13 protein-coding genes are annotated in these 20,104 nt (G+C 60.6%); 3 read left to right on the top strand and 10 right to left on the bottom strand.

Annotated elements, in window-relative coordinates; all coding sequences use genetic code 11:
* Positions 1-12: 12 nt before the first annotated feature.
* The 3 genes from KUA11_RS10095 to KUA11_RS10085 form a co-directional block, all read right to left on the bottom strand.
* Positions 13-1,530: a CYTH and CHAD domain-containing protein gene (locus KUA11_RS10095; protein WP_217410159.1), complete on the bottom strand. Its 1,518-nt coding sequence runs from the start codon at positions 1,528-1,530 to the stop codon at positions 13-15.
* A gap of 186 nt (positions 1,531-1,716) precedes the next feature.
* Entirely contained in the window at positions 1,717-3,867 is a 2,151-nt protein-coding gene (locus KUA11_RS10090; protein WP_217410158.1) for a catalase, read from the bottom strand.
* Between the two features lie 164 nt (positions 3,868-4,031).
* Complete coding sequence (locus KUA11_RS10085) at positions 4,032-4,805, bottom strand: glycosyltransferase family 25 protein (protein WP_217410157.1); 774 nt, start codon at positions 4,803-4,805, stop codon at positions 4,032-4,034.
* 304 nt (positions 4,806-5,109) lie between these two features.
* Here KUA11_RS10085 and KUA11_RS10080 point away from each other — a divergent pair, with 304 nt between their 5' ends.
* Positions 5,110-6,477, top strand: a complete 1,368-nt coding sequence (locus KUA11_RS10080; RefSeq protein WP_217410156.1) for an NAD-dependent succinate-semialdehyde dehydrogenase — start codon at positions 5,110-5,112, stop codon at positions 6,475-6,477.
* A gap of 49 nt (positions 6,478-6,526) precedes the next feature.
* On the opposite strand, the gene KUA11_RS10075 is transcribed toward KUA11_RS10080, so the two are convergent.
* From KUA11_RS10075 to KUA11_RS10060, 4 genes are all read right to left on the bottom strand, one after another.
* Positions 6,527-7,387, bottom strand: coding sequence for a glucose 1-dehydrogenase (locus KUA11_RS10075; RefSeq protein ID WP_217410155.1), 861 nt, complete (start codon positions 7,385-7,387; stop codon positions 6,527-6,529).
* Positions 7,388-7,499: 112 nt separating this feature from the next.
* On the bottom strand, positions 7,500-8,828 hold the full coding sequence (locus KUA11_RS10070) for a cytochrome P450 (protein ID WP_217410154.1): 1,329 nt from the start codon (positions 8,826-8,828) through the stop codon (positions 7,500-7,502).
* A 138-nt stretch (positions 8,829-8,966) separates the two neighbouring features.
* Complete coding sequence (locus KUA11_RS10065) at positions 8,967-10,958, bottom strand: transglycosylase SLT domain-containing protein (RefSeq protein ID WP_217410153.1); 1,992 nt, start codon at positions 10,956-10,958, stop codon at positions 8,967-8,969.
* A 163-nt stretch (positions 10,959-11,121) separates the two neighbouring features.
* Positions 11,122-11,973, bottom strand: a complete 852-nt coding sequence (locus tag KUA11_RS10060) for a uracil-DNA glycosylase (protein WP_217410152.1) — start codon at positions 11,971-11,973, stop codon at positions 11,122-11,124.
* A 174-nt stretch (positions 11,974-12,147) separates the two neighbouring features.
* Between KUA11_RS10060 and KUA11_RS10055 the strand changes: the two genes are divergently transcribed.
* Positions 12,148-13,935, top strand: a complete 1,788-nt coding sequence (locus KUA11_RS10055) for a tetratricopeptide repeat protein (protein ID WP_217410151.1) — start codon at positions 12,148-12,150, stop codon at positions 13,933-13,935.
* Here KUA11_RS10055 and KUA11_RS10050 read toward each other — a convergent pair.
* Entirely contained in the window at positions 13,925-14,644 is a 720-nt protein-coding gene (locus tag KUA11_RS10050; RefSeq protein WP_217410150.1) for a GntR family transcriptional regulator, read from the bottom strand. The genes KUA11_RS10055 and KUA11_RS10050 overlap by 11 nt on opposite strands.
* Before the next feature lie 303 nt (positions 14,645-14,947).
* Between KUA11_RS10050 and putA the strand changes: the two genes are divergently transcribed.
* Entirely contained in the window at positions 14,948-18,583 is a 3,636-nt protein-coding gene (gene putA, locus KUA11_RS10045; protein ID WP_217410149.1) for a bifunctional proline dehydrogenase/L-glutamate gamma-semialdehyde dehydrogenase PutA, read from the top strand.
* 185 nt (positions 18,584-18,768) lie between these two features.
* Here the strand turns inward: putA and KUA11_RS10040 are convergent, their stop codons facing one another.
* Together KUA11_RS10040 and KUA11_RS10035 are read right to left on the bottom strand one after the other, a co-directional pair.
* Positions 18,769-19,683, bottom strand: coding sequence for an NAD-dependent epimerase/dehydratase family protein (locus KUA11_RS10040; protein WP_217410148.1), 915 nt, complete (start codon positions 19,681-19,683; stop codon positions 18,769-18,771).
* A gap of 16 nt (positions 19,684-19,699) precedes the next feature.
* Entirely contained in the window at positions 19,700-20,089 is a 390-nt protein-coding gene (locus KUA11_RS10035) for a cupin domain-containing protein (protein WP_217410147.1), read from the bottom strand.
* Between the last annotated feature and the right edge of the window lie 15 nt (positions 20,090-20,104).

Raw genomic sequence — 20,104 nt, 5'->3', positions numbered from 1 at the left:
CGGGATGCGCCTTTATCTCCAGAACAGAGGCGCATCCCGCAGTTCTTTCCACGCGGCCGGCAAAGATTTCAACGCTTTACGCCGTCGTTGTTCGCTCCACGCCACCAACTGTCCCGCCGCTGGCGCAAGCGCAACATTTTCCACATCCAATTCGTCCGCAAGCTGTGCTGCCACTGTCATGTCGTTGATCTCACCCAGCGCCTGCTGCAACCGCTTGCACTGTTGCAGACAGGCCTTGACCTGCCGGGACGGATAAAGACCAGCGAGATAGTCCACGGCGTAACGGAACTTCTTCAGACTTTTACGCAGAGAATGCAGGTCTTCCTCTGCAAGTTCTTCAATGCCATGTCCCCTGCGGTAAACCTTGCGCCATATCCTGTCCAGCAGATCCGGCGCAATGTCCGACAGGCGCTTCTTTGCGATATCCTCTTTCACAAAAGGCTGCTTTTCGGACCAGACCATAAGAGACAATACCAGTTCCGTCAGAGCGGAGCTTTCCAGCTCGACCTTTAGCGTTTCATGCGCCTTCCTGCGCCGGACTTCGGCCGCCTGCGCCAAAAGACCGTGCCATTCGTGCCCCTCCCCTGCGGGAAAAGCCGCCGGAAGTGTCTCGCTCACGAACACATCCCAGTCTCGCGCAGCACCGAGAATCCGGCCCAGCCGTTGCAGTTCCAGCGTAAATCGCTCGCTGCTGTGTGGCTCAAGACGTGGCGTAAAAAGCTGGAGAGCGGAGCGCAGTCGCCGGACCGCCACACGCATCTGATGCACGCCCTCCACGTCTCCCAGTCGCGCAGCCGGTTCATTGCCGACAAGCGTGCATAATCCAGAACCAAGAATGCGTTGCAGGCCCTCCGCGGCCGACACTTTCCGCTCCAGGACCGGCGTCTTCCCATGTACGGAAGCCGGCAATGTATCGGTTCGCAGGCGATACCCACGCTCAGCCTTGGTCTCGACACCCAGCCGCAAAGGCAGGGACATGACCAGTTCCAGCGCCAGTTCATGCAACGCCGCTGCTGAACCGCTCTTGATTTCCAATTCCAGTTCGCGGATCGGCTCCTCTGCCTGTCCCGCCCGCACCATCCCTTCGTCGAGGGCCACTTCCACCGTCGCACCGCTATGTGTGACAAGATGCTGTGTGCGCTCCACATCCGAGAGCCACACCGGTTCCAACTGCCCCACAAGATGCGACATCAGGCTTTCCGCGGGGGTGCCCTTGAGTCGTGCAAGCTCTGGCGTGTCGGTGGAAATGGGCCATTCCCATTCGCCCCGTTCAAAAAGAGATCCATCTTCCGAAGACTGGGTTTTCAGCGTCTGAACGAACCGTCCATCCACTTCCCGCACCCGCAGCGCGAAGCCTTTTCCACTCAGAAATAACGCAGCCGTATCGTAATAGGTCGTAATCTGCCGCTTGGTCACAGAAACTGTTGCGTGTTCCCGCAGCACAGAAGATGCCTCGATCAGGGAACGCGCCTCTGCTCCAAAAAGCAGTTTGATCTCGATTTCCGACGGTACGGCGTGGCTGTCCGGCATGACTTTCGCGCACGGCCCAGTAATCGGACCGCCCTCCCTGTGTTTCAGATCATCCTATCTCACAATCCTCTCGCATCCGCCCCTACATATCGTGTCAATGACTTGCAGTTTTCACTGGTCTCCCAACGAAAAAGGGCAGCCAATAACCGGCTGCCCTCTTCTAATGTAGTTCTTTTCGGTCACGTCTCACGCAAGATCGCGTACCTTTGGCTCACGTGCCCAATGCCGCTTCACGCCGACCTTCTCGAACTGATCGAGCGGCACCACACCGTCATCCTTCTTAACCCCAGCCCGATCCAGAATCACCTGCGTGCCTTTGCAGTGCGCAATGGTCTTGCAGTGGGAATAAGCATCCATGAACCACTGCACTGCCGCAGAATCATGAGTCAGTTTGGCTGCCTGATCGGGCATCAGAATGGAAATCACCGCGTCAAACAGGACCGAGGGTGATCCGGCAAGCAGTCCGTCAGCCTTGAGCGTGCCGCCGTTGACCGCAATACCCCCAACCTTGGGCGCCACCAGAACCGGCATGCCGCCCTCACTCTCGATCAGCCGCTTGAAACGATTGATCTCCTGAAGATCGGACCCTTCGGCAAACAGGATGGCGATGGAGCGACCCTGCATGGTGTTCTTTGCCTGCTTCTGGATGGAAAGGGCATCGGACGTGCCCCAATCCTGCGGCTCCCGCGCAGCCTTCGCTTTTGCCGGCAGATCCATGGCCAGACCGTCGGCCACGCGCTTGGCAAGGCTTTCATCCACATTGCGCAGGTTGGCGAGGAAGCGTTTGCGCACATGCTCAAGCTGCACCTTGGACAGTTCGAACACCATGGCCGAAGCAATATGTGCCTGTTCGCTCTCGGTCTGGGAGCGGTAGAACATCCGCGCCTGACTATAGTGATCCGCAAAACTCTCGGGCCGGATGCGCAGTTTCTGCGTCGGATCGTTGCGCTCCCCATTCTCGGGGAAGGTCACATACCCTGTCTCGGGACAGGCACGTGGGCCGCCTTCTTCACCCGCTTCTGCCAGACTGTTCGGCTCGTAATTTGCCCGTCCCACCGGCACCAATGTCTGCATCATCCCGTCACGCTGGAAATTGTGGAACGGGCATTTGGGCGCGTTGATGGGAATCTGGTGAAAATTGGTGGTCCCCAGCCGCGACTTCTGCGTGTCGAGATAGGAGAAGAGTCGCCCCTGCAACAGCGGATCGTTTGTAAAGTCGATGCCGGGAATGACATTGGTGGGCATGAACGCCACCTGTTCGGTCTCGGCAAAGAAATTGTCCACGTTGCGATTCAGCGTCATGCGACCGATGATCTGGACAGGGATTTCCTCTTCGGGGATCAACTTCGTCGCATCTAGAACGTCATAGGGCTGTTTTTCGGCCCATTCTTCATCGAACACCTGCACGCCCAGATCCCACTGAGGGAAATTGCCCTCACGAATGGCCTCGAACAGATCGCAGCGATGGAAATCCGGATTGGCACCGGCAATTTTCACCGCCTCATCCCATGTCGTGGACTCTATGCCCAGAACCGGCTTCCAGTGGAACTTGATGAAGTGCCCCTCTCCCTTTTCATTGACGAAGCGGAAAGTGTGGACACCAAACCCCTCCATCATGCGCAGGGACCGTGGAATCCCGCGATCCGACATGGCCCACAGAACCATATGCATACTCTCGGGCACGAGGCTCACGAAATCCCAGAACGTATCATGCGCCGAGGCTGCCTGCGGAAACCCGCGATCGGCTTCCATCTTCACACTGTGAACAAAGTCCGGGAACTTGATGGCGTCCTGAATGAAGAACACCGGAATGTCGTTGCCCACCAGATCCCAGTTGCCACTGTCCGTATAGAACTTGACGGCAAAGCCGCGCACGTCACGCGGCGTATCAATCGATCCCGCGCCACCCGCCACGGTGGAAAGCCGGGCAAACACCGGACAGGTCGCACCGACATGCTGAAAAATGGAAGCCTTGGTCAGTTCCGGTATCGCCTTGGTACACTCGAACACGCCATGAGCCCCTGACCCACGGGCATGGACGATACGCTCGGGAATGCGCTCATGATCGAAGTGAAAGATCTTCTCGCGGAGAATGAAATCTTCCAGAAGCGTCGGTCCACGCGCGCCGGCCTTGAGAGAGTTTTCGTTGTCTGAAATGCGATGACCGAAATTGTCCGTCAGATGCGCAACGCCATCCGAATGATCTGCGTCATGTGCGATATGTTGTTGTGGCTCACCGCCCGCACCAACGGCCTCCACCACTTTGGTCTTTCCGGCGCCCGGAGCGTGATCGTGCAGTGCGTTGTCGGTGCTGGGAGATGATTTTTCGTGTGACATGACGTTCTCCGGAAAATAAAATAGGGCGACGACCGGCGGCACCACGCACGAGAACATTGCCTCGGAGACCCGCCAGTTCATGCATGAGCGTCAGAACGCCATGCTGCAGTCTTCACCAAACGCCACGGACAGTGCCAGGTTGCGGTCACACCGTTATGTATCCCCTATGCCTGCACGACATGTCCTTTACGCTCAAAGGAAGAATCGGCCCAGTCATTGGGCGACGTAGCGAGAAATGGAAGACACACCCACATGTCGAGGGTCTCCGCCTGCCGGCTGATCTCCACGTCCAGTCCCGTATTCTGCCAGTTGATCGGATGGGACCGAACGCCGATCCCCGCCTCGAAATAACGGGCCCGGGCTGGGATATTTCCAACCGGCAGAATGCGGTCCAACAGCCGCTGCGCTCCCTGCGGAGAAACCGTGTAACAGCATATGCCGGCCAGTCCGAGCACCCGTATGAGCGTAGGAGACGACTCAGACTGCGCCGACAGAGCACTTTTTCCGTCCGCGGTTTCGTCAAACAACAGGGTGGCATCCGGCAGCCCCCCGCCCAGCCGCACACTCAGCGGCCAGTCCGTGTTCGCTCCCCAGAACACGGCGTCGCACTCATCATATTCCGCCATCAGAGCGCAGGCCCGCACATCGAAGTCCTCGCGCACGATCACATCGTCTTCCATGATGGTGAAGGGGACGTTTCGCGCCACCGCTTCCCGCCAGAGTGTGACGTGAGACATCAGAACACCCAGCGCCGGTTCCACATAGGTGTTCTCAGGAGCAATTACGCCCTGCGCCACCAGTTCAGGACGTGAGAGAGCCCAGCCATCCACGGCCGAAAAGACATTCACATCCGACAGATGCGGGTTGTTGCGAAAAAAAGCATCGCGCCGCCGACCATGTCGCGCCAGACTGATAACGTGTTTGTGAGAAAGCGTCATGACGGCAGGCCCGTGGGAAAGTTCGGCGCCACGCGCAGTGGGAACCCTCGAATGAGACCCACCCATGCCTTAATAAGGTTGACACTCCCTTTCTCCTTGCCTGTGGTGACGACATGGAAATTTCGCACGGACAGGCATTCACAGGCTCTCTCCGCCATGCTTCACTCTGCAACCGTAACGAACTGGCGGGATGCCCGCGTGTTCGATAGGAAACAGGAAAGCGCTCACATCGATGGATAAAATCATCGCCTCGACACTGCGAGCAGCCCTCTCCTTTCCGCAGATCAGATAAGGTCCGAACAGCATGTATCAGACGATCAATCCCTCAACCGGCAAGGTCGAGAAAACCTTTGAGCTGCACACCGACGCCCAGATGCTGGCCAAACTTGAGACGGCCCATACGCTGTGGCGCGATGACTGGCGGCACCGTCCCCTTGCCGAGCGCAAGGCGCTTCTCCTCAAGGTCGCCGAACTTCTCAAGAATGACCGCGAAGCCCACGCGCATCTGATCGGGCGCGAAATGGGCAAGGTGTTCGAGGAAGCGCTGGGTGAAATCGACTTCACCGTCTCCATCTTCACCTATTACGCCGAGAACGCCGAACGCATCCTTGCCCCGAAGGACATCGCGGTCGACAGCGGCAAAGCGACCGTCGTCAGCCAGTCTCTCGGCGTGATCTACGCTGTTGAGCCATGGAACTACCCCTATTATCAGCTCGCCCGCGTGGCTGCGCCGAACCTGATGTGTGGCAACACCGTCATGATCAAGCACGCACCGGGCGTGCCGCAATGCGCTGTGGCATTCGAGAAGCTGTTCCGGGATGCTGGCGCGCCGGAAGGAGCCTACACCAACCTGTTCCTGACCAATGAACAGTCCGAGGCGCTCATCGGTCGCATGGAAGTGCGCGGCGTGGCGCTGACCGGCAGTGAGCGGGCGGGCAGTGCGGTTGCCTCTCAGGCCGGCAAGGCGCTCAAGAAAAGCACCATGGAACTGGGTGGCGCGGACGCCTTCATCGTGCTGGATGACGCCGATCTCGACGCCGTCATCCCCAATGCCGTGTACGGGCGCTATGAAAACAACGGTCAGGTGTGCACGTCCGCCAAGCGCATGATCGTGCATGAAGCCATTGCGGACGAGTTCACCATCCGGCTGAAGAACGCCATCAGCGAATTCCGCTATGGCGCGCCGGATGAGGAAGGCGTCACCCACGGCCCCATGAGCAGCGAAGCCGCCATGAACCGCACGATCGAGCAGGTGGATCAGGCTGTAAAAGGCGGAGCCACTGTCGTCACAGGCATCGAGCGTCTCAACCGGGAGGGTTTCTTCCTCCGCGCAGGCATCCTGACCAACGTGACCAAGGACAACCCGGTCTATTATCAGGAAATCTTCGGTCCGGTTGCGATCATCCATCGGGTGAAGAGCGATGAAGAGGCCATCGCCCTTGCCAATGACTCGCTCTATGGTTTGGGCGGTTCCGTCTATACGCGCGACGTCAAGCGTGGCCGCGCCATCGCGGAAAAGGTCGAAACCGGCATGATCGGCATTAATGCTCTCGGCGGCCCCGGTGCGCAGCTTCCCTTCGGCGGCATCAAGAACTCCGGCTATGGCCGCGAGTTGGGTGAATTCGGGATCGAAGAGTTCATCAACCGCAAGCTGATCTATCAGGCGGACTAAGCATCGGATTTGTGGGAAGACGGTGAAACGCCGCCTTCCCACATTGCCTCTACCCGTTGACGATCATGCCACCGTTCACATGCAGGGTCTGGCCCGTAACGAAGGTGGAATCCTCGCTCGCCAGATACACATAGGCGGGACCAAGTTCCCACGGCTCGCCGGCACGTCCCATCGGGACACTCTTACCCAGATCCGCCACTTTCTGCGGATCGATCAATCCCCAGCTCGCCGGCTGAAGCGGTGTCCAGACAGGCCCGGGAGCCACGGCGTTCACCCGAATACCCTTATCCACAAGCTGAAGCGCCAACGAGCGTGTGAGTCCCATCTCGGCCGCCTTGGTCGTGGAATAGGCCACCAGCGCATCGTTGCCCGCAAAAGCATTGATGGATGACGTGGCAATGATGGACGCGCCTTTCTTCAGATGAGGTAGGGCCGCGCGGGTAATGTAGAAATATCCGTTGATGTTCACGTCCATATGGCGCTGCCACATCTCATCGGAAATATCCGTGAGATCCATGCTGACATATTGGACAGACGCATTGTTCACGACGATGTCCAGTCCACCGAACGCCTGCACAACCTGCTCGACCGCCTTGCGGCAGAAGTTGCTGGACGACACATCGCCTGCAATCGCCAAGCCCTTGCGCCCCTCGGCTTCGATAAGGCGCACCGTCTCATCCGCGTCTTCCGTCTCGTCCAGATAGACGATCGCCACATCCGCGCCCTCCCGCGCGAAATGCAGGGCCGCTGCCCGTCCGATCCCGCTGTCACCGCCGGTAATGAGCGCCTTGCGTCCTTCCAGCTTGCCGCTGCCGCGATATTCGGAACGAATATGAACCGCAAGAGGCTTCATCAGCTTCTCGACGCCGGGCTGATGATCCTGTTTTTGGGGCGGGATTTCGAGTGCCATGGTTGGGCTCCCTGTCAGTGGGGGAACGTCCCCTCACGCCAGCATGACGCCCGGGGCACACCCCATCCAACGAGAGCACGTCACCAGAGGTTCCGGATCGTTCCGGCTGCGGTCAGGCCTGCGCGCGCCGTAGGAAACGGAACAGCACGCTGCGTTCGGGCCGCGTGGAGAGCACGCCCACCGGCAGAACGGCCTCCCCATCCACCACCGAAATGGCAAAGAGCTGCACCATACGCGCCAGCACCAACACCGCTTCCGTCATTGCGAGTTGCGCGCCAATACACACATGCGGCCCCGCCCCAAAGGGAAGAAATGTGAAACGTGGGAGTTCGACGCCACCGAGAAAGCGGCTCGGATCGAACCGTTCGGGCACGGTCCACAACGCCGGATTGCGGTGCAACATCCACAGCGGCAGAAGGATCATCGCACCCTTGGCCACACGCTGTCCGCACAGTTCCGTGTCCGTGGTGGCTTCCCGTCCCGTCATGAAAGCGGGCGGGAACAGCCTGAGCGCCTCTTTCACCACAGCTGTCGTAACCGGCAGGTGCTCCAGTGCTTCCGCTGCCCCCGAGGGAGACAGATCGACCTCACGCACTTCTCGTGTCACGGCGTCCTGCCAGTCCGGCGCATGGGCCAGCAGCCACACCGCCCAGAACAGCGCCGTCGCCGTGGTTTCGTGTCCCGCCACGATCATGGTGGCGACCTCGTCCAGAACCGCCTGTCCGGGGACACCGTCTTTCTCTCCGAATGCCTGCGTCAACAGATCGAACAGATCGCGCGGGCTTTCGCCATCCTCGATGACGGGCCGCTCGGCGACAATTGCCTCAATCAATTTCACCCACCGCTTGCGAAAGCGGGCACGCCGCCAGTCCGCCACGCTCGGCACGGCGGACGACAGCAGGAAATCGGAAGGGCGTGGCTGGCCGATGCCGTTCATAAACCCCGTGACCATTTGCCGCAGGGCCGCGCCAAAAGAGGCACTTGTCATGGAAAACATCGTCACGGCAGCGATATCGAGCGCGAGTGTTTGTGTCAGAGCGAACACATCGACAGGGCGACACACTTCCACAGCGGGCAGGCTCGCATCTGCGCATGAGGCGATATGACGCGCCAGCGTCGGCACCACGCGTGGCGTGAAAGCGGGCGCCATTGCCTTGCGCTGCCGGCGCCACGTCTCGCCTTCGCTGACGAGAATCCCCTCCCCCACGATGGGACCGAGCACCCGCCGCCCCATGCGTAGGCGCTGGAAGCTGGCCGCATCCGTGGCCAGCACGGCCTGCACGGCGTCCGGCCCACTGGCCAGAATCAGCGAACGTCCCAGCGCGCGCAGACTGACCACCTGCTCCTGAAAGCAGCGTGACGGAAAAGCCGCAAAGCCATTACGCCTGAGACGTGTCAGCACGCCCAACCCAGACACATTGTCCGGTGCGGGCGCGGGCATGAAAGGGGTGAATGAAAGAGGCACAATGACAAGAGGATACTGCGCCTAGACACGCACGAGAATCGCACGCACGGGCTGGCAGCTCTCTCTTTGTCACATGACAGAACGGTGAATCCCGGCCGACACCAGGTGGCGGCGTCAGTGGATGACGCGGGGCGTCCTGCGGGAGCTGGCCAGTTCAAGTTCGGGACCGAAAGCCGGCCAGTCACCTTCCGCCAGCGCCTCCAGCGAAGGCGTAGGCAGGTCCAGTCGGTCCGCGTAGGTCCAGAGATAGGAAAATGCCTGCGTGACATAGGCGCGGGTTTCGGTGTTGGGCAGACGCTCGATATAGAGCAGCGGGTCCTCGGCCACGCCCGTGCTGGCTTCCCAATGCGCAATCGCATTGGGGCCAGCGTTGTAGCTGGCCAGCAAACGGATCAGATCACCGCCTGCGGGAGCGGCAGTAGCTACCGTGGTGGCATGCGCCAGATACCGCACATAGCGCTGACCGATCTCAAGATTGAGCGCCGGATCGTGCAACGCCTGAGGCATCGCCACGAAACGCTGAGCCTGACCGGTCACGAAATCCGCTGTCAGCGGACGAAGCTGCATCAGACCATGAGCCCCGGCACCCGAGACAGCGCCTGCGTCGAAGTTCGATTCCAGCCGCGTGAGCGCATAAACGAGCGCCGGATCCATGGTGAAGCCATGGCGCGGATGCAGGGCGGGAAGCGGCAGGTTCTCGCCATGACGCCCGGAAGCCTGCTCCATCGAATGAATGGAATCCGCCATCTCCAGCGCCAGATCGTTCAGTCCCGCCGCCTGAGCCACAAGCTGGAACGAGCGCGCCAGCGCGACATCCCCGGTGATACGCGGCCAGTAACGCCGCAGAGCCCGCTCAGCGCGCTCCTGTTCTCCCACCTGAAGAAGAGCGAACACACGCGGTCCGACATCGGTAGCGCCCACGGCTTCGACATCGATTTCCGTCAGCACCGGTTCGGATGGCGCCGCTTCCGTCGCCACTTCCAGTACCGCCTCTTCCACCTCAGGCTGACGCGCCACATGACGGGGATGACGATCGAGCAGACGACGCGCCAGAAGGCCGTAAAAACTCCCGGGCGCGGCAAGAGCGCGTTGCAGCCAGGGACGGATCGCGCCGCCTTCCCCAAGTTCCCGATGACCGCGCGCAGCCCAGAAACTGGCGGCCGAAATCAGTTCCGGCGTAGCCTGCGCGGCGCGCGAAACATCCTCGAACAGCGCCACAGCCTCCGCTTTGCGGTCGAGCGTCCACGCCGCAAGCCCAGCCACGTAAGCCGGCAGAGCCACATCGCGGTGGCCGCGTGCAAAAGCATCCCGCCCAATGTGAAGCGCCTCCTGCGCCTCACCCTGACTGAGAAGAAGCTGTGCAATCTCCCCACCAAGCTGCGCGGCGTAAGACGGCGTCATGCCCGGTGTCACAGCAATCAGATGCAGAGCGCTCTGCGCGCCCTTCACACCAAGGGCGGCCCGTTCCTGCACCGTACGGTCCAGAAGCGCGTTGCGTACAAAACTACGGGCGGAATTTCCTCCGATTCCAGCACGCGCGCCTCCTAGCATCGCCAGTGCGGGCGCGGGTGGCAGGGACGCCTTGTCCGTCAAAATGGACAGACGGCTGAAGATCGCCGGGGCGTCAGCCATGTCTGCATGGGCATGCAGCCAGCGACGCAGTTCGGCACCCGTGGGGTGATAGGAAGGATTAAGATAACGCTCGGCCAGCACATCGGCCAGCAGCGTCGTGTCCGTCAGACGGGTCGTGCTGGTCAAGGCCTCGGCAAAAGCACCTTGTCTCTGAAGGCGGAAGATCGACCGCACGAGCGTCGCCATTTCAGAAGTGAGCGGACGCGGCAAAGCCACGCCGCTGTCTTCTCCCGTCCCATCGACGGAAGGACGCGCCACGGCCATGGCCACTTCTTCACCGCCACGACCGGTGTCCTGCTCTTCGCTGTAGCCACGCTGTTCCCCACTGAAGGGACGCGACGCATCGTCTTCGCCTGCCGGGGCCGCAGCGCTCGCCGGTCGCGCCCCCGTAAAGGAAGCGCCTGTCAGAAGCGCAGCGCCAGCCAGCATAAACCGGGCGGCAATGGAATTGGATATTTGTCCGATGGCTCGCATGGTGGACGGCGGTCTATAAGTTCCCATTCCAAAAGGCAAGCTTTATGCAAATCACCAGAAACGAAGCCATGGGAAATCGCGGTACAGAGCCTTGAATTTACACTCATCTCATCCCCCGAAACCGCCTGTAACATTACAGTCTATTCCAGTGCTCTCGCTGCCATTATTCTGCCATTACGCTTGTTATCCCCGCTTCATCATCAAGTGTGACAGACAACAACAACAAATCGTGCCATATCTCCCGGCGAGCCCGCGCGCCCGCGCGCAACTGGAGAGGGTGCCGCATGGCCAGAGCGGGCCTCTGAGGCCCCCATGTCGTGTCCCACTGCGTGTCACGCCACTTCCCCCGCAACCTGAGCGGATTGGCCTGACTCCCGAACATCATCCGCACCGCGAGCCCTCCGCATAATAACAGGCGTTGCGGGCGGAAGAGGGAGATGCTCGCAAGAAGCAGAGGCAGACAGACCGCAACCTCCGCGGGAGAAGGCGGTCGGCCTCCTGGTGGACGCCACGGAATCGCGGACGCCACGACCAGTTCCTTCCGCGTCAGCCCGATCGACGCCAGCATCCGGTCGAGATACTGCCCCCCTACGCCTGAGAACGGGATTCCACTGCGGTCCTCATCCTCATCGGGCGTGTCTCCGATCACCATCACCCGCGCGCCCACCGGACCACGCGGCAGAACAGTCGTCGTCGCCGTGCTGCGCAGACTGCACCCGGAAAAACCGTCAATGGCCGCCGCCAACGCGTCCACCGTCTCCAACCCGCGCAGGAATCCAAGATCGGGCACGGACTGCGCTACAGGAAGGGGCGCCTGCGGCGGACGTGCAGCGGGACGCGCGGGCACCTGTTCGCCCTGCGGCTGCGCATCGACAGGGAGCGAACGTTCTCGCTCCTCGCGTGACTGGGCGAACCGGTCCTGCGGCTGCTCGTCCACAAGGACATCCACGCCCCACTCCATCTGGAGTCGCAGCAGGGCCGCCATCGCGCCACTTTCCGTCACATCCACGCGCATCCGCCTCTCTGCCTGCTCACTCCCGGCCACCTTCCGCCCAGCCCCACCGCCATCTCCAACGATCCACAGACGGCGTTTGGCCGATCACGCCACACGGGTTACACCTGCCCGACGCTCCGCCCGCAGGGTCACGCGCCATCGTCGAGCCGCTTATTCATAGGGTACCGTATCATCATGCCAAGCCGTCCGGTCCTGCCTGTCCTGTTGCTGGCCTCCCTCCTGTCCAGCACCGCACTCGCCGCCGGACACGCTGCCCCGACCACCACGGGCAAGACCGCCACCACGACAAACCTTCCCGAAGTGCCCTTTCCGGTGGACGCACCTGCTTTTCTGACCGGTCTCCTCGCCGCCCGCGCTGATGATTATGCCACGGCTGCACGCGCTTACACCGACGCGCTGAAAACAGATCCGAACAACACCGAACTGCTGCGCCAGGCTTTCTCGCAGGCCGCGCTCGCCGGCAGTCCCGAAGCTGTTGAACTCGCACGACGTACCGCACGCCTTCCCGGTGGCCGAACCATCATCACGGCTTTCGTGTTGGGCAATGACGCCGTGCTTCATGAGCGCTGGCAGGACGCGGCGGAAGCCTATCGCTCCGTCCCTGCCGATGCCCTCACCCGCATTCTGGCTCCGCTTCTTCAGGCGTGGTGTCTCACTGGCGAAAAAAAATACGATGACGCGCTGCGCCTGCTGACGTCTCCGCCCAGCACAAGCTCCCCCGCCTCTCCCTTCTATCTCGGCCATGCCGGTCTCATCGCCTCACTGGCGGGCAAAAACCAACTGGCCGGACAGTTCTATGAGCGGGCGAACACATTGCTTCAGGGTGGCGATCTGCTGCTAGTCCGCGCGCGCGCCAACTGGCTCTGGCAGAGCGGGCACCAGACCGAAGCCCGGGATCTGATGCGCAACGCCATCCGCCGCGATCCCGTTCTTTCCCTCGCGGAACCGGAAATGCAGGCCACGCTGGACACGGCGCCTGTCGCATCCGCCAAGGATGGCGTCGCGCATGCCTATATTCTTGTGGCCTATATCCTGCGTCAGCAGGCGCTACACGCTTCCGACACCAACGGCATGCAGCAGATGAACATCGCCTCCGCCATGATGCTGCGCATGGCGCTCACACTCGATCCATCGCTGGCCGTGGCCCGGCTGATGCTGTCCGAGATCGAAGACTCGATGGACCATCCCGATGTCGCCATCGCCACATTGCGGGTCGTGTCCCCCACCGACCCCCTGGCCCGCGTCGCCCGCTTCCGCCTCGCCCTGCTCGAAGATCGCGCAGGAGATCGCAACGACGCCCGGACGATTTTGGAAGGCCTCGCACACGATGCGCCGGATCTCGTGCTGCCCATTCGCGCGCTTGGCACATTGCTGTTCGAGACCAAGGATTACAGGGGCGCGATCACGGCGTTCGACAAGGCCATCGCCAATGCCCGTACCAGTCATGCCCTCGACTGGAGCCTCCTGTTCGAGCGTGCTGCCGCCTATGAGCGCACCGGCAACTGGCCCAAGGCCGAAGCCGACATTCAGGAAGCCCGCAAGATGGTGCCCGACGAGCCGATCGTCCTCAATTTTCTTGGCTATGGCTGGGTCCAGCGCGGCCAGCACCTGAAAGACGCCACGCAACTTCTCGAACACGCCCTTGAACTGGACCCCGAAGATGCCGCCATCCGCGACAGTCTCGGCTGGGCCTTCATCCGCTCGGGCGATCTCAAGCGCGGCACCGACCTTCTGGAACATGCCGCCGAGGAAACGCCGCTCGATCCGGAGGTGAACTATCACCTTGGCGTCGCTTACTGGAATCTTGGCCGCCACACCGAAGCCATCGACCAGTGGAACGTAGCACTCGGCCTTAAGCCCGAGCCGGATGATCTGGCCCGTATCAATACGGCCTTGGATTTCGCCAAAACGGCTGGTTCGGAAGCGAAGCTCTCCATTCAGGACGTGCCAGCTACCCCCTGATCGAACGGGTGCGATCTGCTTTCTTCTTGGGGCGGCGCATCACCTCTATGGAGACTGCCGCCGCTTCAAGGATGTGCTCGCGTGTCAGGCGGGCGCACAGATCCGCATCGCGGGCACGGCAGGCGTCCAGAATGGCCTTGTGTTCCCGATCCGTGACCTCCTTGCGCCCTTCGATCACCAGATGGCCGCGAATGTAACGGTCGAGCCGGGTGTGCAGGTCATCGATCATCTCGAACAGACGCGGTCGCCCCGCCGCCACATAGATCGCATTGTGAAACGCCCGGTTCAGCGCGCCGGAACGCCTCTGTCCGTCGGCGGCCGCCACGCCCTCGACAAACGCCTCATAGGCGTCTTCCACCTGAGCCAGTTGCACGCGTGTCATGTTGCGCACGCCATCGGCCGCCGCCTGCTCTTCCAGTAGCGCGCGGATGCGCGAGTATTCCTCGATATCGGCCTCGTTCATTCCCAGCACCATCGCACCGCGATTGGGTGGACTGATAACAAACCCTTCAGCCTCCAGACGCTTGAGCGCTTCACGCACGGGAATGATGCTCACACCGAATCCATTGGCCAGTTCGGCCTGCGGCAAGGCCTGCCCTGCTGGCAACATGTTCTCACTAATAGCGCTACGCAGAGCGTTACAGATCGTCTCCGCCGCCGTGCCATGACCGATTGCCGCAGCACGGGAAAAGAGGGTGGAGGGCAACATGACCGCGTTCCAGTCGTTGTTCGGGCAAAAGAGGGAAGCCCGATAGTAAGCCTCCCGCCTCAAGGAGCAAGCAGCCCTCACAATCGGGGGCATACTCCCATTGGAATATACTCATGAGCCTGCCGACAAACCTGCCTGCCCCATCTTATGGTTTCCAGTATGAGGCTCATTCACATCATCTATAATATAACATCTTGCAGATAATATATTTCCATGACATGAGACGAAAGTCATTGTGATATCGGAACCAGTTGCCCGTCCCCTCGGCGCGAGGACCGGACCGGCTTTTCGGAACGCACGCCCATGCTCTCCACCGTCACGTCTTCGCCTGATTTCTCCTCCCGCTCGCCCCTGCGCCAAGCGATTGTCGAGGCTTTCCGCACACCCGAAGCCGAGTGCGTGGAAAAGCTGACACCCGCGGCCACTCTCTCGAACGAGGAAGAGCGCGCCACCGCCACTGTGGCCACCCGGCTGGCCGAAGCCCTGCGTGCGCGCCGCAATCCGGGGCTGGTGGAAACACTGGTGCAGGAGTTCTCGCTCTCCTCTGCCGAAGGCGTGGCCCTGATGTGCATGGCCGAAGCCCTGCTGCGTATCCCCGATGTGGCCACCCGTGACGCGCTGATCCACGACAAGATCGGTGAGAGCGACTGGCTGGCCCATGTCGGACGCGGCAAGCCCATGTTCGCCAACGCCGCTGCCTGGGGACTAGCGCTGACGGGCCGCATCATCGGCGATCACGATGAAAAGAAACTGACCGGCGCACTGATGAATTTCGTCGAGCGCAGTTCCATGCCGGTCGTGCGCAAAGCCGTGGACGCCGCCATGCGCCTGATGGGCGAGCAGTTCGTCCTTGGCCAGACCATCGAACAGGCCCGCAAGAACAGCGCAAAACTCGAAGCCCTCGGCTTCTCCTATTCTTATGACATGCTGGGAGAGGCCGCCTTCACCGCGCAGGACGCGGCCCGCTATCGGCAGGACTACATCAACGCCATTCACGCCATCGGCAGCACCGCCAAGGGCGCCAATGTCTATGAGCGCCCCGGCATCTCCATCAAGCTGTCCGCCCTGCACCCCCGTTATGTCCGCGCCCAGCGCGACCGCGTGATGACGGAACTGCTGTCTGTCGTGCAGGATCTGACGCTGCTCGCCCGCTCCTATGACATCGGCATCAACATCGATGCCGAGGAAACCGAGCGCCTCGACCTCTCACTCGATCTGCTTGAAGCCCTGTGCCACACGCCGGGGTTGGAAGGCTGGAACGGCATTGGTTTCGTGGTGCAGGCTTATGGCAAGCGCGCGCCGTATGCGTTGGATTTCATCAGCGACCTTGCGCGCCGCACCGAACGCCGCATTATGGTGCGTCTGGTGAAAGGAGCTTACTGGGACAGCGAAATCAAGAAGTCACAGGTTGAGGGCATGACGGATTTCCCCGTCTATACCCGCAAATGTCACACCGACATCAGCTACATCGCCTGCGCCCGCAAGTTGCTGGCCGCGCGCGACGTGATCTTCCCGCAGTTCGCCACCCACAACGCCCGCACGCTGGCCACCATCTACACGCTGGCCGGGCCGAACTTCGAAGTTGGTTCCTACGAGTTTCAGTGTCTGCACGGCATGGGCGAGACCCTCTACAAACAGGTGGTCGGGCCCGAAAAGCTCAACCGTCCGGCACGCATCTATGCCCCTGTCGGCACGCATGAGACGCTGCTGGCCTATCTGGTGCGCCGTCTGCTGGAAAACGGGGCAAACTCCTCCTTCGTGAACCAGATCGGTGACGGCAGCATTCTGCTGACCTCTCTGATCGAAAACCCGATTGATGTCGCCCGTCGCTACACACCCTATGGCGCGCCGCACACCGAAATCCGCAAGCCCGCCGACCTGTTCGCCCCCGAACGCACCAATTCAGCCGGTCTCGATCTGGCCGATGACCGCGTGCTGGAAGAACTCGCCACACACATCGCAGCCGCACCGCAGATCTGGACAGGTGGCCCCATCGTCAATGGTGAGACCACCACCGGCGCGGGCATCCCCATCACCAACCCAACCGACCGCCGTGACGTGGTGGGCAGCGTGACATGGGCCACGCCCGAGATCGTCACCAAAGCCGCAGATGCTGCCGAGAAAGGCGCCGCCGACTGGGCAGCTACGCCACCCGCACGCCGCGCCGAGAGCCTCGCCAAAGCCGCCGATCTTCTGGAGAAACGCCACCCGCTGCTCATGGCGCTTCTGGGACGTGAGGCAGGCAAATCCCTGCCGAACTCGGTGGCTGAAGTGCGCGAAGCCGTGGATTTCCTCCGTTATTACGGCGCGACCGTCGCCCGCGAGTTCGACAATGCGACTCACAAGCCACTGGGCATCGTGACCTGTATCAGCCCATGGAACTTTCCACTGGCGATCTTCATCGGCCAGATTGCAGCAGCGCTGGCGGCCGGCAATGTCGTGCTGGCCAAACCTGCCGAAGAAACACCACTGATCGCCGCAGTTGCCGTCGGCATCCTGCACGAAGCGGGCGTTCCCGTCTCCGCGCTGCACCTGCTTCCGGGTGCGGGCGAGATCGGAGCCGCCGCAGTGGTAGATGCACGTGTCATGGGCGTAATGTTCACCGGCTCTACGACGGTGGCACAGATCATCAACCGCCAGCTTGAAGACCGCCGCACGGCGTCCGGACAGCCGGTGCCGTTCGTGGCCGAGACGGGTGGCCAGAACGCCATGATTGTGGATTCCTCCGCACTGGCGGAACAGGTCGTGGCGGATGTTCTCGCTTCCGCGTTCGACAGCGCGGGCCAGCGCTGTTCCGCGCTGCGCATCCTGTGCGTGCAGGACGACTGCGCCGATCGTGTTCTGACCATGCTGCGCGGCGCGATGCAGGAACTGCACATCGGCAATCCTGCCGTACTCTCCTGCGATGTCGGTCCTGTCATCACAGAAGAAGCCGCAAGTGGCATCACGGCGCATGTCGAGGCATTCCGTCACCGCGGCGCGTCTATTCTGTCTCTCGACCTGCCCGAAGACTGCGCCCATGGCAGCTTTGTCGCCCCGACGCTGATCGAGGTGAACAGCATTGCCGAGATCGGTCCCGAAGTATTCGGTCCGGTCCTGCATGTGCTGCGCTACCGCAGCGAAAAGCTGGACGACCTGCTGCATGACATCAACGCCACGGGTTACGGCCTGACATTCGGCCTGCACACACGCCTCGATTCCACGGTGAACACCGTGTTGGCACGCATCGATGCTGGTAATCTCTACGTCAATCGCAATACCATTGGCGCGGTGGTGGGCGTGCAGCCCTTCGGTGGTCGGGGCCTGTCCGGCACCGGACCGAAGGCCGGTGGACCGCTCATTCTTCGCCGCTTGCTCAGCGAAACGCCAGTCCTGAACGTGGCGGGTCAACACACCCCGACGACCGCCATGACGACGTGGACCGACTGGCTACGCGGCAAAGGGGAAGCAAACGCCGCTGATAGTGCCTCCGCTTGTGCGAACTCATCCCCACTGGGAGAAGAGCGCATCCTCCCCGGTCCGGTGGGTGAACAGAACCTCTACCGTCTGACGCCACGCGGCAATGTTCTGTGCGTGGCCACGACACGCGCCGGACTGTTCGCGCAGATTTCGCTGGCACTCGCGGGTGGCAACACTGCGCTCGTGCTGGCTGAACGCACACTGACGGACTGGATGGTCTCCCTGCCCGACAGCCTGCGGAGCGCGATCCGCCCAGTCGTGGACGCCACCACTCTGCCCTGCGCCATCCTGCTTGGTGAGGAAGATAATGAGGCCTTCCGCGCCGCCCGCAAGGCGCTCTCGAATGGAAACGGTCCTATTGTCCCGGCATGGCTCACGGGCAAGGTGTTACCATCCATTGAGAGTGTTCTGGAAGAACAGTCTCGCAGCATCAACACAACAGCGGCCGGTGGCAATGCGAGCCTGATGACGCTGGGGTAACTCCTCTTCCATTGATTACAAGGAACAGTCCCGGTGTTTGCGCACCGGGACTGTTTTAAGGCGTTCTATCTTCCACAAATACGGTAGATTTTATCTCAGAAGTCTACAATGAGCTAAAAACCAACTATCATTCAATAGAAGACACAGACGTTTCCGTCTGATTATTATAGACTGACACCTTCGACCTATCGGCTGTCGCTCATCCAAGGCAGCCGCTGCGGCTCAAACCCCAGAACCTCTTTGGCTTTTTGATTGCATGCACCATCAAGGTTGTTCTGATAATAAATACTTTCTTCGCCCATCAAGGAGAAAGCCTCTTTCTCATCAAGGTAATGGGGAGCGGTGGCTCCAATCCACTTTGCATAGGCAGGTAACCACTCAGATAGCTTTGTCGGCTGGTCATCGACAACATTATAGATACCGGCAGGAGCCGTTAGAGCCGTCACTGTGGCGTCCGCTGCATCATCCACATGAATGAAAGAAAATGTGCTGCTTCCAGCACCGACAATAGAAACTTTACCTTTATGAAGATGATCGCTGAAAGCACCGTCTGGCCAATACCAGGTGCCGGGGCCATAAAAAAATCCATATCGAAGGGCGATGCCTTGCAAAGAAGACGTCCCTAAAACCCGTCTTTCCAATTCTGCATACATGCGAGCACTCTCACCGATATGGCCGGGAGCCAAGAGTTTAAGTGGCGATGCTTCCGTCACCAGCACATGCCCTCCATCCAGATAGAAACCACAGGATTGCTGGATATAGCGTTGTACGTCACAGGCATGAGCAGCATCCAATAAGTTCTCGCCGCCCTGCAAACGCAGTTTTCGGTCTGCTGGTAATCTTTGCGGTAGATCGAATGGACTGCGTGGAAGCGATGTCAGTTGGTCGATCACAGCATCCGGTCTGATAGCCCCAAGGATAGTGAACATCGCGTCTCGAGCAAGAGCGTCCCCTGCGACAGAATGTGCTCCAAGGCTTTGGATAACAGCCAGACTTTCGGGGCGATGCGCCATGCCCCACACCTCATGACCTGCATCCAGCAGGCGAGTGATCAGGGGACGCCCCAGCGCTCCACTTGCTCCCGCAACAAAAACTTTCATAACCGCAGCTCCTAGTTCAGTGAACAGGAAAGATAAAAGGGACCAATTTGTCTTTCACGAAAAATGCAAGGAACTCGGCAGGCTCTGTCTTGCTGGCATTTTGCCCCAGGAGATGGACGTCGTCCGGTCCCTCAAAAAAGGTCTGTCCTTCATGCAGAGTGACAGGCGCCTGACCTTTAACCTGCATGGTGATGGCGCCTTTCAGCACATAAACGAATACCGAAGCATTATGCCGATGGATCGGATCAGACTCTCCAGGGGCGTAATCGACCCTCAACATAGCCCCCTCCTTTCCCGGAATGCCTTTCAGGTCATGAACAAGCAGAGGAGTAACCTTTGTCGCGGCATGAACAGTGGACGTACAAAAACACATGGCCATTACGCCAAGTGCGATAAATTTATGCATTTTTTCGTCTTTCCT

Source organism: Acetobacter estunensis, assembly GCF_019083805.1.
GTDB lineage: Bacteria > Pseudomonadota > Alphaproteobacteria > Acetobacterales > Acetobacteraceae > Acetobacter > Acetobacter estunensis_A.
This window is presented reverse-complemented; position numbering and strand designations above follow the sequence as displayed.